The following is a 15,708-nucleotide window of genomic DNA, read 5'->3' as shown; positions in this document are numbered from 1 at the left end:
GCGGACAACGGGCCCGATCCTCGGGACAGTTGAGTGAGACGAGTCACAACCGGGCTTTACGGGTGGCCGGTCGGCACGCGGTGGGCAAGCGCTTGTTACCCTTGGCCATGGCTCGACCGCTGGTGCATCCCCCGTCGCCAGCGGTCGGGCCTTTTCTCATTGCAGGTCGAGGCGCATCAGAACCCGGGGATGACCGGCCAGGACCGAGTCCGTGTCCGCCGCGTGGATGAAGCCGGCCCGTTCGAAGTTCTTGCGCAGACCCGCGTACGCCATCGTCGGATCGACCCTGGCGTCGCCGTTGTCCAGCGGGTACGCCTCGATCACCGGTGCGCCCCGCTCCCGGGCGAACGCGACCGCGCCGGCGATCAGGGCGTGCGAGACGCCCTGCTTGCGATGTCCCGGGCGGACCCGGACGCACCACAGCGACCACACGGGCAGGTCGTCGAGGTGCGGGATCTTGCGGTTGCGGGCGAAGGAGGTGTCCGCGCGCGGGGCGACGGCGGCCCAGCCGACCGGTTCGGCACCGTCGTAGGCGAGCACCCCCGGGGGCGGCTCCGCGCGGCACAGCCCGGCGACGTACTCACCGCGGGCCGGGCCGCGCAGTTCCTTGTTGAGCGCGGAGGGGACCCGGTAGCTCAGGCACCAGCAGACGTTCGCCCCGGGCGACTTCGGCCCGAGCACGGCACGGACGTCCTCGAAGTCCGTGGCCGGGCGCACGTCGATGCTCATTCCTCCACGATGCCACGCACCGGGCGGGCGCGCTCCGCAGGCCGGGAGCCCGCCCTGGTGGAATGCCCGGGTCCCGCGTTCCGGGCGGACGCCGCCCGCAGCAGCCGCAGTTGGCCGATCTCGCTGACGTTCTTCATCAGCTCCGCGTTCACCCAGGCCACCATGTGCTCGACGGTGTGCCCGGGGTCGTGCGGCCAGGGGAACGGGGCCGTGGCGTCGAGGTCCTGGTCGGTGAGGCCGTCCAGGACCTTCAGCCACTGGACGCGCAGGTCCCGCAGCCACGTGACCGTCGGGGCACCCTCGCCGGGCCAGACGATGTCCTCGCGGTCGCGGGGCGGGCGGCCCTGGAGGTGGTCGAGGGCCACGCTCCACCACCAGCCGAGGTGCCAGCTCACCCAGGCGAGGGTGGGGACGGGGACCGGGTCGGGTTCGGTGTCCGCCCAGTCCGGGACCCAGGTGCCGGCGGGGCCCCGGCGCATCGTCCAGCAGAGCTCCGCGGGCTCCCAGAGGAAGTCCCCGGGCTCCAGCCGCTCCAGGTGGTACTCGAACAATGACCAGGTGAACTCGAACTGCCAGCGGGGAAGTTCGATGCGGGAAGCGCTCATCGGCCGACCCTACGGGGGCGCCGGGGCGTCCCGGGCCAGTACCGCCCAGTCGAGGTCCCGCAGCGCCGGTTCGGCGTCGGAGTCCGCGGGCAGGCGGGGCGTGTCCTGGAACCAGACGACGGTCAGGCGCGAGCGGTAGGCGACCGGGTCGTGGGCCGGGTCCAGGGCCGTGGAGTGGAACGTGCCGAGGCAGGCCACCGCGGGCAGCACCTCGACCGGCCCGAGGCCGCCCGCGTACTGGTCGGGGTACGCGCGCCGCGGCGGGACGAGGTGCACCGGCGTGCCCGGGCGGGACCGCTCGGCGGCGTGCAGGAGGCCCCGGATCCGCAGGTCGTTCAGCGCCTTGCAGGGGTAGCCGTCCAGCAGGTCGCCGTACGTCGAGGAGAACCGCAGCTCGGCGAGGTCCACCGGGCGGCCGGAGGCCAGGACGAGGCGGGCGAGCGCCAGGGCCGGCGCCTTTGCGTGGTGGTGCATCGAGGTCTTTCGCTGGTGGTCGTGGGCGGGGCCGTGCTCACGGCCGGTGCCCCGTCATCCGGGCCGCCGAGGCGATCGTCGCCCTGGCCTCCCGCTCGGACAGGCCGGTGTTCAGGGCCGCGTCGACCAGGGGGTCCACCAGCGCCGGGCCGATGCCGTCCTCGTAGGCCCGGCAGGCCGCCCAGAACAGTCGGGTGTTGCGCTGGCCCTCGTGCGCGGCCAGGACGAACTGGACCAGGCCCTGGCCGTGCCCGCCGGTCGCCGCGGGGACGGTGTGGTGGGAGCGGGGTGGCGGGATCAGCAGCCGCAGCAGGGAGCGCGGGCAGGGGGCGGGGGCCAGGTGCGCGGTGCCCGGCGCGGCGGCGTACACCCCCTGGCCGGTGCGGGAGCCGGGGCCGACCAGGTAGCCGCCCGCGCCCCGGATGTCGATGCCGGGGGCGAGCCGGCCCGCCGAGTTGGGGACGACCACCTCGGGCGGACCGCTCAGCCACAGATGCCGCCCGCCGGACGGGGTCACGACGACCACGGTCGGCGGGATCGTGAACAGGTGCCGCAGCGCCAGCTCGCGCAGGGCGGCCGTGGAGTCCGTGCCGGTCTTCACGTCCAGGTCGAGGCCGATCAGATGATGCGGGGGCAGCCCGCAGGCGATGCCGTAGCCGGTCGCCCAGGGCGCGGCGGTGAACAGCTCGCGGATGCGGTCCGGGTCGCTGGAGGCGTCGTAGACCCCGTGCCCGGGCCTGCCGCACCCGCCGTGGCAAGGGGAGGAGGCGGGGTCGTCGTCGCGGTGCGGGGAGCGCAGTGCCGGGAGCTTGGAGCGGGACAGAGGGATGACGGCCAGTCCGCGTTCGGCGGCTGACAGGGCGTGTGCGAGGGCCAGCGTCGTGGCCTGCCGGTCGGTGGTGGCCATGCCTCTAGTTTCGTACGTACGTTCGAAAAAGGAAAGAGGGAGCGGGGGCGACGCGCCGGGGCCGGGTGGGGCCGGGAAAACTGCTGGAACGCTTCGCCCCTTGCGGCACCCGGGTTCGAGTGCCCCCTTTCACTCCTGTCCGGTACGGAAGTGACGGATCGGGGTTTATCGACTTGTCCTCACGCTTGCGTGCGAAAAGCGGCTTCCGGGGTGGTTCGCCGGGGATTCGGTGGGCAACCCTGGACTCGCGACGTCGAGCACCGCACCGGGGCGGTCGGCCAACTTCCCTGGTGAAGCAGTGGTTCACGCACCGAACGGTCACGAGCCGGGTGCGTCCTCGGTTCGATCAGCCCCTGGAGGGACAAGAAACATGGCAAGCATCCGTACCGCCCGCGTCATCGCGGCCGTCTCCGCCCTTCCGCTCGCGGCCGCCCTCTTCACCGGTGTCGCGACGGCGGACAGCGGCGCCTTCGCGGACAACGGATCCATCGCGTCGGCCACGGAGACCGAGCAGGACATCCTCGGCAGCGGGGTCGGCGGCGACAACTTCGGCAACGCGGGCACGACCCAGCAGCAGGCCCTCGGTGACGGCGCCTCGAATCGGAGCAACGCCGCGCAGGTCAACGGCTCGGAGTTCACGGCCGTCAACCAGGAGAACGCGGACACCACCGTCATCTTCACCCCGCTGTGGTGAGCTGAGCGGGCCGGTGCGCCGACGCCGGCCCGGGCGCTGCGGGGGGTGTGCTTCATGGGTCACAGACGTCTGAGCGGCGGTACTCCGGTACCGCCGCGCAGGCGTTTTCTCGGCGTCCCCAGGACTCGGCGGGAGGTCTGCAGGGCTTGACGGAGCCATAGATCTGACGGACAGTCAGAAACTGTGAGTGGTGAGCCGGAGGTCCACAAGGAGTTCGAGGCGCGCCTGAAGGCCTACGAGGGCCTGCCGGCCGCCGCCACCGGGGTCGGCCGCGACCCCGTCAACGAGCCGATGATCAGGCACTGGTGCGAGGCCATGGGCGACACCAGCCCCGCGTACACGGGCCCGGACGCCATCGCTCCGCCCACCATGCTCCAGGCCTGGACCATGGCCGGCCTCACCCGCCGCCCGGAACGCACCGCGGCCTACGACGAACTCCTCGCCCTGCTCGACGCGTCGGGCCACGACGCGGTCGTCGCCACCGACTGCGAGCAGGAGTACCTGCGCCCGTTGCGCCCGGGGGACGAGATCACCTTCGACTCGGTGATCGAGTCGGTGTCCGGCCGCAAGACCACGAAGCTGGGGGCGGGGTACTTCGTCACGACCCGCACGGACGTCCGCGCGGGCGGTGAACCGGCCGGGATCCACCGCTTCCGCATCCTCAAGTACGCCCCGGCGCGGCGGCCTTCGGCACCGGCGGAACGCCGCCCCCGCCCCGTCGTCAACCGCGACAACGCCGGTTTCTGGCAAGGCGTGGCCCGCAACGAACTCCTCATCCAGCGTTGCACGGCCTGCGACACCCTGCGGTTCCCCTGGCTGCCGGGCTGCAACACGTGCGGCTCCGCGGACTGGGACACCGTCGGGGCGTGCGGCGAAGGCACGGTCTACTCCTACGTGGTGATGCACCACCCGCCCTTTCCGGCCTTCGAGCCGCCCTACGCGGTCGGCCTGATCGAACTCGCCGAGGGCGTGCGGATCGTCAGCAACGTGGTCGGGGTGCCGTACGACAAGGTGCGGATCGGCATGCCGGTGCGGCTGGAGTTCCGGCGGTACGACGACGAGCTGGTGCTGCCCGTCTTCGAGGGGGTGACGTCGTGAAGGCCGGTGACCGGCTCCCGCCGCTGGAGATCCCGGTCACCCGCACCCTGATCGTCGCCGGAGCGATCGCCTCCCGCGACTACCAGGACGTCCACCACGACCCGGAGCTCGCGCGGCAGAAGGGCTCGCCCGACATCTTCATGAACATCCTGACGACCAACGGCCTGGTCGGCCGCTACATCACGGACCACTTCGGTCCGCGTGCGCGGCTGCGCCGGGTCGCCATCCGGCTCGGCGCGCCCAACCACCCCGGCGACACGATGGTGCTGACCGGCACGGTCGAGGAGGTCGACGGCGACACCGCGACGGTCCGGATCGTCGGCGCGAACTCCCTCGGCCGGCACGTCACGGGCACGGTGACGGTCAGGGTCCCGGCAGGGGCGGGAGAGGGCGTCTCGTCGTGAGCGGGAGCGGGAGTGGGCGGAGCGGGTCCGATACGAGCGGGCGAGGGCGGGGCGGTCTCGGTGGGTGCGCGGCCGTCGTCGGTGTGGGGGCCACCGAGTTCTCCAAGGACTCCGGCCGCAGCGAACTGCGCCTCGCCGTCGAGGCGGTGCGCGCGGCCCTCGCGGACGCCGGGCTGGCCCCGGCCGACGTCGACGGGATGGTCACCTTCACCATGGACACCAGCCCCGAGATCACAGTCGCCCAGGCGGCGGGCATCGGGGAGCTCTCCTTCTTCTCCCGGGTCCACTACGGCGGCGGCGCGGCCTGCGCCACCGTCCAGCAGGCCGCGCTGGCGATCGCCGCGGGCGTGGCCGACGTGGTCGTCTGCTACCGGGCGTTCAACGAGCGCTCGGGCCGCCGCTTCGGCTCCGGGGTGCGGCACAGGGAACCGTCGGCGGAGGGCGTGGCCCTCGGCTGGTCGCTGCCGTTCGGCCTGCTCACCCCGGCCTCGTGGGTGGCGATGGCGGCCCAGCGCTACCTCCACACCTACGGGCTGACCCCGGAGGCCTTCGGACACGTGGCGGTCACCGGCCGCAAGTACGCGGCGACCAACCCGGCGGCCCACTTCCACGGCCGGCCCATCACCCTGGCCGACCACGCCGCCTCCCGCTGGATCGTCGAACCGCTGCGTCTGCTCGACTGCTGCCAGGAGACCGACGGCGGGCAGGCCCTCGTCGTCACCTCCGCCGAACGCGCCCGCGACCTGCCCCACCCGCCCGCCGTGATCGCCGCGGCCGCCCAGGGCGCCGGACGCGCCCAGGAGCAGATGACCAGCTACTACCGCGACGACCTGACGGGTCTGCCCGAGGCGGGCGTCGTCGCCCGCCGGCTGTGGCGCACCTCGGGGCTCGCCCCGGCCGACATCGACGTGGGGATCCTCTACGACCACTTCACGCCGTTCGTGCTGACGCAGCTGGAGGAGTTCGGCTTCTGCGGCCCCGGCGAGGCGGCGGACTTCGTGGCAGAGGAGCGCCTGCCCCTCAACACGCACGGCGGACAGCTCGGGGAGGCGTACCTGCACGGCATGAACGGCATCGCGGAGGCCGTGAGGCAGATCAGGGGCACGGCCGCGAACCCCGTACCGGGAGCGGAGCGGGTCCTGGTGACGGCCGGGACGGGTGTGCCGACGTCGGGACTCGTGCTCACCGCGGACCCCCAGGGGTGAACCCGCAGTACCGCGGGCCCTTCGCTCCACCTACAGGAGGTGCGGCAGGCCCTACCCGTACAACCTGAGGGGGACTCCGCTTCGGCACCTGCGGCCGATCCGCCGGGGGTGCCCCGCTCATAGCGTTGAGCCATGACCACACTCGTCTGCACGAGCGCTTCGAAGGCGGCCGGACCAGCGGCGCAGACCCTTCCGTACCCGTCGTTCTCGTCGTACGTCAGGGCCCGCCAGCCGGTGCTGCTGCGTACCGCCCGCTCGCTCACCGGCAACCCGAGCGACGCGGAGGACCTGCTGCAGACCGCGCTCACCAAGACGTACGTCGCCTGGGAGCGCATCGAGGACCACCGGGCCCTCGACGGCTATGTGCGCCGGGCGCTGCTGAACACCCGGACCTCGCAGTGGCGCAAGCGCAAGGTCGACGAGTTCGTCTGCGACGAGCTGCCCGAGCCGGACCCGGTGCCCGGCGGTGACGACCCGGCCGAGCAGCAGGCGCTGCGCGACGCGATGTGGCGGGCGATCATGCGGCTGCCCGCCCGGCAGCGGGCGATGGTGGTCCTCAGGTACTACGAGGACCTCAGCGAGGTCCAGACGGCCGAGGTGCTCGGCGTTTCGGTGGGCACGGTCAAGTCGGCCGTGTCCCGGGCGATCGGCAAGCTCCGCGAGGACGCTGAGCTGGGACTTGTCCGCCAGTGAGGCGGTTCGCCGGCCGCTTGTGAGGTGCCCCTCCGGCGTGGCGTGATCTGATCGATCACCCGGTCCTAGTGACATACCGCGCGGTATGTGCGCAGAATCAGCGCAACCTTTACCACCGCGCAGGCAATGTCGCCCCGGGAGGACGCCGTGCTGAGCACCATGCAGGACGTACCGCTGCTGATCTCAAGGATCCTGACCCACGGGTCGACGATCCACGGGACATCGCAGGTGACCACCTGGACCGGTGAGGACGAGCCGCACCGCCGCTCCTTCGCCGAGATCGGCGCCCGCGCGGCCCAGCTGGCCCACGCGCTGCGGGAGGACCTCGGCGTCACCGGCGACGAGCGCGTGGCGACCCTGGCCTGGAACAACGCGGAACACGTCGAGGCGTACTTCGCGATCCCGTCCATGGGTGCGGTCCTCCACACCCTGAACCTCCGCCTCCCGCCCGAGCAGCTGGCCTGGATCGTCAACCACGCCGCCGACCGCGTGATCATCGCCAACGGTTCGCTGCTCCCCCTGCTCGCCCCGCTCCTGCCGCACCTGAAGCCGGTCGAGCACGTGGTCGTCACCGGCCCCGGGGACCGCTCCCTCCTGGCCGGCACGAACGTCCGCGTCCACGAGTACGAGGACCTGATCGCCGGCAAGCCGACCTCGTACGACTGGCCCGAGCTGGACGAACGCCAGGCCGCCGCCATGTGCTACACCTCCGGCACGACGGGCGACCCCAAGGGCGTGGTCTACAGCCACCGCTCCATCTACCTGCACTCGATGCAGGTCAACATGGCCCAGTCGATGGGCCTGACCGACCAGGACACCTCGCTGGTCGTGGTCCCCCAGTTCCACGTGAACGCCTGGGGCCTGCCGCACGCCACGTTCATGACCGGCGTGAACATGCTGATGCCAGACCGCTTCCTCCAGCCGGCCCCCCTCGCCGCCATGATCGAGGGCGAGCGGCCGACCCACGCCGCCGCCGTCCCCACCATCTGGCAGGGCCTGCTCGCCGAGCTGACGGCGAACCCCCGTGACGTCTCCTCCCTCGGCCAGGTCACCATCGGCGGCTCGGCCTGTCCGCCCTCGCTCATGGAGGCCTTCGACAAGCTGGGCATGCGGGTCTGCCACGCCTGGGGCATGACGGAGACGTCCCCGCTCGGCACGATCGCCCGTCCGCCGGCCAGTGTGGCGGGCGCGGAGGAGGAGTTCGCCTACCGCCTCACCCAGGGCCGCTTCCCGGCCGGCGTCGAGGCCCGCCTGTCCGGCCCCGGCGGCGAACGCCTCCCCTGGGACGGGGAGTCCGCCGGTGAGCTGGAGGTACGCGGCCCCTGGATCGCGGGCGCCTACTACAACGGCCCCGACGGCGAACCGCTGCGCCCCGCCGACAAGTTCAGCGAGGACGGCTGGCTCAAGACGGGCGACGTCGGCACCATCTCGCCCGACGGCTTCCTCACCCTCACCGACCGGGCCAAGGACGTCATCAAGTCCGGCGGCGAGTGGATCTCGTCGGTGGAGCTGGAGAACGCGCTGATGTCCCACCCCGACGTCGCCGAGGCGGCGGTGGTGGCCGTCCCCGACGAGAAGTGGGGCGAGCGCCCCCTGGCCACGGTCGTCCTCAAGGAGGGCTCCACCGCCACCTTCGAGACCCTGCGCGCCTTCCTCGCCGACGAGGGCCACATCGCCAAGTGGCAGCTCCCGGAACGCTGGACGGTCATCGAGGCGGTCCCGAAGACGAGCGTCGGAAAGTTCGACAAGAAGGTGCTGCGCAGGCAGTACGCGCAGGGGGAGCTGGACGTCACCAGCCTCTGACCCGCCCGCGGACCGCCGTACGGCAGCACCTCACCGGCGTACGGCGGTCACGCCCCACCCGAGCACCAGCCACACCCCCGCCACGCCACACACCCCGGCCCATCCGAAGTGGCTGAACGCGGCCCCCGCGAGGGCCGAAGCGGTCGCGCCGCCCGCGAAGCCGGCGACCACGTAGGCGGTGTTGGCCGTGGCGGGGGTGGTGGTCGCGGTCAGGGCGAGGGTCTGGTTGGCGACGTGGGAGGCGACCAATGCCGCGTGCACGGCGACCGCCGCGGCGAACAACGCCCCCAGTACCTGCCCGCCCAGCCAGAACAGCGGCACGGACAGTGCGGCGACCAGATACGCCGACCGCACGACCCGCGCCGCCCCGAACCGGTCCACGAGCCCGCCGGCCAGCGGCGCCACCGCACTCGCGGTCAGGCCGAACAGCCCGAACATCCCGGCGGTCGCGGTGGACAGTCCGTACGCCGGCCCGGTCAGCAGCAGCGCCAGCGAGGTCCACAGCGCGCTCCACGCACCGAACATCCCGGCCTGCCGCACACACGCCCGCCACAGCTCCGGCGAGCCCCGCAGCACCGACGGCAGCGCGACCAGCCCGGCGAACAGCGGGCCCTCGGCGCGCTGCCGCGACGGCAGGACCAGCGCCGTCGCGAGCCCCAGGGCGAGGGTGAGCACCGCCGCACCGGCGAACACCCACCGCCAGCCGAAGGCCTGCCCGGCCAGCCCGCCCAGCACCCGGGCCCCGACGATGCCGACGAACAGGCCCGCGATGACGATCGCGACATGCAGGGCACGCCGCTCGGCGGGCGCCCGCTCGGCGACCAGCGGCACGAGCAGCTGGGGGATGACGGTGGCCGCCGAGGCGACGAACATCGTGACCGCGAGGGCCCCGGCGCCCGGAGCGGCCGCACTGGCTCCCAGCGCGAGCGCGGTGACGAGCGTGAGTCCGGCGACCAGCCGGCGCCGGTTCGCACGGTCGCCGAGCGGGGCGAAGAACAGCAGGCCGACCGCGTAGCCGAGCTGGGCGACCGAGGCGATCCAGGCGATGGCGGAGGGCGCCGAGCCGAAGTCGCGGGCCATGAGCGGGAGCAGCGGCGCGGCGAGGTAGATGTTGGCGGCGGTGACCGCGCTGCACACGGCGAGAAGGGTGAGGAAGAGGCCCGGGGCGGGCGTACGAGCCTGTCGCACGGAGCTCGTGGCCTGCGGGGCGGTGGTGGTCGCTGACGGCATGGGAGGGGACTCCTTGGAGTCGGCTCTAGCAACTAACTGGTTGGTTGGCTAATGGGGGAACAGTCTGGGCCGCCCCGCCCTTCCCTGTCAACCAAACAGTTGGTTACCTGGCGCGCTACCCTCTTCCCCATGGCAGCAAGGGACCCCGAGGCCACCAAGGCCCGGATCTTCGAGGCGGCGGTCGCCGAGTTCGCCCGGCACGGCATCGCCGGCGCCCGCATCGACCGCATCGCCGCCGAGGCGAAGGCCAACAAACAGCTCATCTACGCCTACTTCGGCAACAAGGCGGAGCTGTTCGCGATCGTCCTCGAGAAGAAGATGCTCCACCTCGCCGAGGCCGTCCCGGTCGACCCGGACGACATCGAGAGCTGGATCGACCGCCTGATGGACTACCACGCCTCCCACCCGGAGCTGCTGCGCCTGCTCTTCTGGGAGGGCCTGGAGTACGGCAGCACCGAGCTGCCCCACGAGTCCGACCGCCAGGAGCACTACGCCCGCAAGGTCGCCGCCCTCCGGGACGGCCAGGCCCGGGGCGTCGTCACGGACGCCATCCCGGCGGCCGACCTGCTGTTCCTGCTGACCGCCCTCGCCAACTGGACCGCCGTCGTCCCGCAGATGCGGCGCATCCTGGTCGGCGAGGGCGAACCGGACCGGGACCGCCTGCGCGCGTCGGTGAAGGAGGCGGCGCGTCGGCTCACGGCTCGGTAGGACGGGGTCGGGGTGCTCAGTTGGTGCCGATCCGGCTGAGCAGGTCGACGATCCGGGACTGCACCTCGTTGCTGGTGGACCGCTCCGCGAGGAACAGCACCGTCTCCCCGGACGCCAGCCGCGGCAGGTCGGCCTGGTCGACGGCGGCCGTGTAGACGACGAGCGGGGTGCGGTTGAGCTGCCCGTTCGCCCGGAGCCAGTCGACGATCCCGGCGGAGCCCTCCTGCCGCCGCTGCACCTGCAGCAGGTCCATCACGACCAGGTTCGGCCGGAACTGCCCCGCCAGCGTCACCGCGTCCGCGTCGCTCGCGGCCCGCGCCACCTGCATCCCGCGCCGCTCCAGCGTCGCCGTCAGCGCCAGCGCGATCTCCGCGTGCTCCTCGATCAGCAGGACCCGGGGCGGGTGCTGCTCGGTGTCGCGCGGCGCCAGTGCCTTCAGCAGCACGGCCGGATCGGCGCCGTACGCCGCGTCCCGCGAGGCCTGTCCGAGCCCGGCCGTGACCAGCACCGGCACCTCGGCGGCCACGGCGGCCTGCCGCAGCGACTGCAGGGCCGTGCGTGTGATCGGCCCGGTCAGCGGGTCGACGAACAGGGCGGCCGGGAACGCCGCGATCTGCGCGTCGACCTCCTCACGCGAGTTCACGATCACCGGCCGGTAACCGCGGTCGCTCAGCGCCTGCTGGGTGCTGACGTCCGGCGCGGGCCACACCAGCAGCCGCCGCGGGTTGTCCAGCGGCTCGGGCGGCAGCTCGTCGTCCATCGGCTGCGGCCGTGGCGGGTCGGCCACCTCGACCGCCCCGCCGGGCCCGTCCAGCGGCTCGGGCCCCTCGGCGGCGTTCTCGTCCGGTGCGCCTATGGCGTAGGACCGTCCGCCGCCCTCCGTCATCTGCGCGAGGCGTGACTGACCGGCGAGCGACTGCTGCGCCGGGACGGGTGCGGTGGCCGGGGCGGGGACCTGAGCGGCGGCCGGCGGCGGCGTGTGCTCGGCCGCCGGATGCGGCCGCGCGGCCTGCTCCGGCCGGGGACCCGGGCCCGCCGGACGCGGCTGCCCCTGCTCCGGGCGGGCCGCCTGGTCCGTACGCGCCGCCGGGTCGGGCGGCGTGCCGAGCTTGCGGCGCCTGCCCGATCCGCCCGGCTGGTGCGGGGGAGGCGTCGCCGACTGCGGGACGGCCACGGCCGACGGCTGCTGGACCTGGGCCGCCTGCCGGGTGAACGGCACACCCTGGCCGAGCGTCCGCACGCTGATCGCGCGCCCCTGCGTGGAGTTCGGATCGACGGGTGCCGCGGACTCCGCGGGCAACGGCTGAGCCGCCCGCGGCGCACCCTCCGGCGGCAGCGGCGTGCCCGGCGCGGGCGTGTGCTGCTGCGCGGCCCGGGGCGGTGTGCCGTTCGCGGGCGCCGGGTGCGCCACCCCGGCCCCCGACGTCTCGTCGGCGGCGAGCCAGGGGTGTGCGGCCGGGGCCCCGTGGCCGTCCGTGCCGTGGGCGTTCGTGCCGTGGGCGTTCGTGCCGGGCGCAGGCGCGGTGGCTCCGTGGGCCGGAACTCCCTGGGGCGGAATCCCCTGGGCCGGAGCCGCCTGGGGCGGAATCGGCTGAGCGGGCGCGCCCTGGGACGGGGCGCCCTGCCCGGGAGCGGCCTCAGCGGGAAGCGGCCGGCCGGCGGCGGGCGGCTGCAGGACCTGCCCCGGGAGGGCGGCCTGCACACTCTGCCCGAGCCCACCCTGAGCGGGTACGGACACGCCCTGCGGAGGCAGGAGGTGGGCCTGCGCGGGTACGGCGTTCCCCTGCGGAGGAACGGTGTCGCCCTGGGCGGGAACCGGCACGCCCTGCGGCGGCACGGCCGTACCCGGAGCAACGGGGGCGGCGGCGACACCGCCCTGCACGGGTGCGCCCTGGCCGGGCGCGACCTGCCCCACCGGAACCTGGCCGGTGGCGTCCTGCCGCGCGGGAACGCCCTGCGCGGCTGGAGCGGGCACGGCCCCTGCCGGCACGGAAACGGCAGGCATGGAACCCACAGGCACGGGCCCTGCCGCGGCGGGGGCCGCGGGCATGGCACCCGCAGGCACAGGGCCCGCGGGCGCGGCACCCGCCGGTGCGGCACCCACCGCTCCGGCAGCTCCTGGCGCCGGTGCTCCGGCTTCCTCGGCCGGCTGCGGCGCGGCGACGGCCCGTCGCCGGCGCCCGGTCGGCGCACTGGTCGGATGCGGCTGCGGCGGCGTGTGATCGGCGGACTGGTCGTGCGGAACGGCGTCGTGCCGCCCCTCATCGGCCACCCCGTCACCGGCACCGGCCGCCCCAGGACCCGCCACGGCCTGCTGCGGCTGTCCCTGGACCGGCACCTGCCCCTGAGCCGGTACCCGCCCCTGCACCGGCATCCGTCCCTGTGCGGGCACAGCGCCCGCGACCACATCCGGTGCGGCTCCCGGCACGGCACCCGGCGCGGCTTCCGATGCGGCACCCGGCGTTCCGATGGGGCCGCCGGTGACCTGCTGCCCCTGGCCGGCCTCGGCCGGGGCCCCCTGCTGGGCGGGGGGCGGAGTCTGGCCGGACCCGGCCGGCGGCAGCGCGAACACCGGACGCGGCCCGGCCGCCTCCTGTGCGGCGGCCGCCCGCTCGCCCGCCGCGGCCAGCGCTCGCCGTCGGCGCCCGGTCGGCTGCCCGCCCTGGTCCTGAACCTCATCGGCGGAAGAGCCGTCACCACCGGACGGCGGCGCGGGCAGGGCGGGCGGCAGCGCCGCCTGCTCGCCGGGCTCCCGCCGGGCCCGTCGCCCGGACGGGGCGGGCACACCCTGCGGCGGCACGGTCCCGCCGAGGCCCGTGTTCGAGGCGGCGGTCCCCGCCGCGTGCTCGGCGGCCGTCACCACGGCCCCTTCGGCGATGCCCTGGACCGCACTGCCTATGGCAGCCGCGCCGGCTTCCTCGGCCGCGCGCCGCCGACGCCCGGAGCCGCCGGACGCGCCGCCCGCCGCGGCGTCCTCATCGGAAGCCGGTGCCGGAAGAGCGGCTGGCTCCCCGGCGGCCCGCCGCCTGCGCCGCCCGGTGGGCACGGCTCCGTCGGCTCCGGGAGCACCGGCCCCCTCGCCGTCGCCGCCGGGAACGTCGCCGTCCAGAAAGGCATCGGTGGTGCCCCGCCGCGCCCGGCGCCGCCCCCCACCGGAGCTCTGCCCGGCGGCGTCGGGGGCAGCGGGGTCCACGGCAGCGGCATCGACAGCGGGGTCGACGAGGGCGAGCGCGGCGGACTCGTCCACCGGCTGGGCGGCAACGGCTCCGGCCCCGCCCCCGATCGGCACCTCCAGGACGTACGCGCTCCCGCTCATCCCCGGCACGTCATGCGTCTGCAGCACACCGCCGTGGGCCCGGACGATCCCGCGCACGATGGGCTCGTGCACGGTGTCGCCACCGGCGTACGGCCCCCGCACCTCGATGCGTACGACCTCGCCGCGCTGCGCCGCCGCCACGACGACGGTGTTGTCCAGGTAACCACCGGCCGACACGGGCGTGTTGCCGGTCGCGTCGACCCCCGCCACGTCGGCCACGAGGTGCGCCAGGGCGGTGGCGAGCAGCCGGGGATCGACCTCCGCCTCGATGGGCGGCGCGTGCACGGCGAACTGCACCCGCCCGGGCCCGATGAGCTCGACGGCCCCGTCGACCCCGGCGGCGACGACGGCGTCCAGCATCACCTTCGTACGGGCGATGTCCTCGCTGCCCGCGTCGAGCCGCTGGTACCCGAGGACGTTGTCGATCAGGGTCGTGATGCGCGCATAGCCGGCCGACAGGTGGTGCAGCACCTGGTTGGCCTCGGGCCACAGCTGCCCGGCGTCGTCGGCGGCGAGCGCGGCCAGCTCCCGGCGCAGCTCCTCCAGGGGCCCGCGCAGCGAACGGCCGAGCAGGGTCAGCAGCTGCTCGTGCCGGGCGGCGAGCGCCTCGAACCGGTCCTTCTCACGCTCCCCGAGCGCCGCGTACCGGTCCTCCTTGGCGGCGAGTTCCTCGGCGTGCCGCTCGGTCAGCTCCTCCACCTCGGTGACGTGCTGCTGGCGCAGCGCGGTGAGCTCGGAGGCGTGCTCCTCGGCGATCCGCTCCAGTTCCTCGGCGTGGCGCTTCTCCGCCGCCTCCTTCTCCTCGACGACGGCGTCGTAGGGCCGCCGGTCGGTGAAGGTCATCACGGCGCCGACGAGCTGGTCGCCGTCGCGCACGGGCGCGGTCGTCAGGTCGACCGGCACCTTGCCGCCGTCCTTGGCGTACAGCACCTGCCCGCGCACCCGGTGCTTGCGCCCGGAGCGCAGGGTGTCGGCGAGCGGCGAGTCCTCGTAGGGGAAGGGCGAGCCGTCGGCGCGCGAGTGCAGGACGAGGTCGTGCAGTTCGCGTCCGCCGAGATCGCTGGCCCGGAATTTCAGTATCTGGGCGGCGGCCGGGTTGACGAGCACGATCCGCCCGTCGGTGTCGGTGCCGACGACGCCCTCGGCCGCGGCCCGCAGGATCATCTCGGTCTGCCGCTGGGACCGGGCGAGCTCGGCCTCGGTGTCCACGGTCCCGGAGAGGTCGCGTACGACGAGCATGAGCAGCTCGTCGCCGGTGTAGCCGTAACCGTCGTAGGCCTGCTGGCCGTTCTCGAGATTCGCACTGGTGACCTCGACGGGGAACTCGGTCCCGTCGGTCCTGCGCGCGATCATCCGGGTCGGCTTGGTCCGGGCGTGCGGATCGAGGTGTTCCGGCCGGCGCATGGAGCCGGGGATGAGCTTGGAGTCGAACTGCGGCAGCAGATCGAGCAGCCCGCGCCCCACCAGAGCGGTCCCCGGGGTCTCGAAGGCCTCCAGGGCGATGGTGTTGGCGTTGACGACCGTGCCGTTGGCGTTGACCAGGACCAGCGCGTCGGGAAGCGCGTCCAGTATGGCTGCGAGGCGAGCAGCGCCTCGGGATGGCCTGCTGCTCACGAGACGCTTCCTCCCTGTTACCGCACCTTGCCGACCGCTCGGGCCATCTTGCCAACCGTCCCGCAGCGTGTCACCCGAGGGAGTCTAAGGGTTGCGGTTGCGCTCGCGACGCCGGATGAGAGGGACGTCGCACGAGGAAGTGACCCCGAACTGACGACCGGGTAACCGTGAAACCGCCGCCCTCCTGCGACGACGTCGCGGGACCTTCGCGGGACCTTTACGACGACG

Annotated in this window: 13 protein-coding genes; 7 read left to right on the top strand and 6 right to left on the bottom strand. The window is 73.9% G+C overall.

The annotated features are described in order from the left end of the window. Nucleotides 1-156: 156 nt before the first annotated feature. From AB0F04_RS29190 to AB0F04_RS29175, 4 genes are read right to left on the bottom strand one after another with little or no spacing between them, the layout of a single operon-like run. The gene (locus AB0F04_RS29190; RefSeq protein ID WP_362046606.1) at nucleotides 157-729 is read right to left on the bottom strand and encodes a GNAT family N-acetyltransferase; all 573 of its coding nucleotides are present in this window, start codon (nucleotides 727-729) and stop codon (nucleotides 157-159) included. Next, nucleotides 726-1,334 carry a DinB family protein gene (locus tag AB0F04_RS29185; protein WP_362046603.1) on the bottom strand — a complete coding sequence of 203 codons (609 nt, stop codon included), beginning with the start codon at nucleotides 1,332-1,334 and terminating at the stop codon, nucleotides 726-728. The genes AB0F04_RS29190 and AB0F04_RS29185 overlap by 4 nt, the downstream gene beginning before the upstream one ends. 9 nt (nucleotides 1,335-1,343) lie before the next feature. After that, nucleotides 1,344-1,808: a hypothetical protein gene (locus AB0F04_RS29180; RefSeq protein ID WP_362046600.1), complete on the bottom strand. Its 465-nt coding sequence runs from the start codon at nucleotides 1,806-1,808 to the stop codon at nucleotides 1,344-1,346. Nucleotides 1,809-1,845: 37 nt separating this feature from the next. Further along, a complete protein-coding gene (locus tag AB0F04_RS29175; protein WP_362046597.1) occupies nucleotides 1,846-2,715 on the bottom strand; it encodes a bifunctional DNA primase/polymerase in 870 nt (289 codons plus the stop codon). 370 nt (nucleotides 2,716-3,085) lie between these two features. Here AB0F04_RS29175 and AB0F04_RS29170 point away from each other — a divergent pair, with 370 nt between their 5' ends. The 6 genes from AB0F04_RS29170 (at nucleotide 3,086) to AB0F04_RS29145 (ending at nucleotide 8,612) form a co-directional block, all read left to right on the top strand. Next, a complete protein-coding gene (locus AB0F04_RS29170; RefSeq protein ID WP_362046594.1) occupies nucleotides 3,086-3,409 on the top strand; it encodes a hypothetical protein in 324 nt (107 codons plus the stop codon). A 183-nt stretch (nucleotides 3,410-3,592) separates the two neighbouring features. Then, nucleotides 3,593-4,507: an OB-fold domain-containing protein gene (locus AB0F04_RS29165; protein ID WP_362046591.1), complete on the top strand. Its 915-nt coding sequence runs from the start codon at nucleotides 3,593-3,595 to the stop codon at nucleotides 4,505-4,507. Continuing rightward, a complete protein-coding gene (locus tag AB0F04_RS29160; RefSeq protein WP_362046588.1) occupies nucleotides 4,504-4,911 on the top strand; it encodes a MaoC family dehydratase in 408 nt (135 codons plus the stop codon). The genes AB0F04_RS29165 and AB0F04_RS29160 overlap by 4 nt, the downstream gene beginning before the upstream one ends. Further along, nucleotides 4,908-6,116, top strand: coding sequence for a lipid-transfer protein (locus tag AB0F04_RS29155; RefSeq protein WP_362046585.1), 1,209 nt, complete (start codon nucleotides 4,908-4,910; stop codon nucleotides 6,114-6,116). The genes AB0F04_RS29160 and AB0F04_RS29155 overlap by 4 nt, the downstream gene beginning before the upstream one ends. Before the next feature lie 132 nt (nucleotides 6,117-6,248). Next, on the top strand, nucleotides 6,249-6,809 hold the full coding sequence (locus AB0F04_RS29150) for a SigE family RNA polymerase sigma factor (RefSeq protein ID WP_362046582.1): 561 nt from the start codon (nucleotides 6,249-6,251) through the stop codon (nucleotides 6,807-6,809). 126 nt (nucleotides 6,810-6,935) lie between these two features. Next, entirely contained in the window at nucleotides 6,936-8,612 is a 1,677-nt protein-coding gene (locus tag AB0F04_RS29145; RefSeq protein WP_362046579.1) for a long-chain fatty acid--CoA ligase, read from the top strand. A gap of 30 nt (nucleotides 8,613-8,642) precedes the next feature. Here the strand turns inward: AB0F04_RS29145 and AB0F04_RS29140 are convergent, their stop codons facing one another. After that, nucleotides 8,643-9,842, bottom strand: a complete 1,200-nt coding sequence (locus AB0F04_RS29140) for an MFS transporter (RefSeq protein WP_362046576.1) — start codon at nucleotides 9,840-9,842, stop codon at nucleotides 8,643-8,645. Between the two features lie 129 nt (nucleotides 9,843-9,971). On the opposite strand from AB0F04_RS29140, the gene AB0F04_RS29135 reads away from it, so the two are divergent. Next, nucleotides 9,972-10,550, top strand: a complete 579-nt coding sequence (locus tag AB0F04_RS29135) for a TetR family transcriptional regulator (protein WP_362046573.1) — start codon at nucleotides 9,972-9,974, stop codon at nucleotides 10,548-10,550. A gap of 16 nt (nucleotides 10,551-10,566) precedes the next feature. Here AB0F04_RS29135 and AB0F04_RS29130 read toward each other — a convergent pair whose 3' ends face one another. After that, nucleotides 10,567-15,480: a PAS domain-containing protein gene (locus tag AB0F04_RS29130; protein ID WP_362046570.1), complete on the bottom strand. Its 4,914-nt coding sequence runs from the start codon at nucleotides 15,478-15,480 to the stop codon at nucleotides 10,567-10,569. Nucleotides 15,481-15,708 lie beyond the last annotated feature (228 nt).

Origin of the sequence: Streptomyces sp. NPDC029041 (genome assembly GCF_040637515.1) — a bacterium.
In the GTDB taxonomy this organism is placed as follows: domain Bacteria; phylum Actinomycetota; class Actinomycetes; order Streptomycetales; family Streptomycetaceae; genus Streptomyces.
The sequence above is the reverse complement of the archived record's forward strand: the minus strand, read 5'-3'. Positions and strand labels throughout refer to the sequence as shown.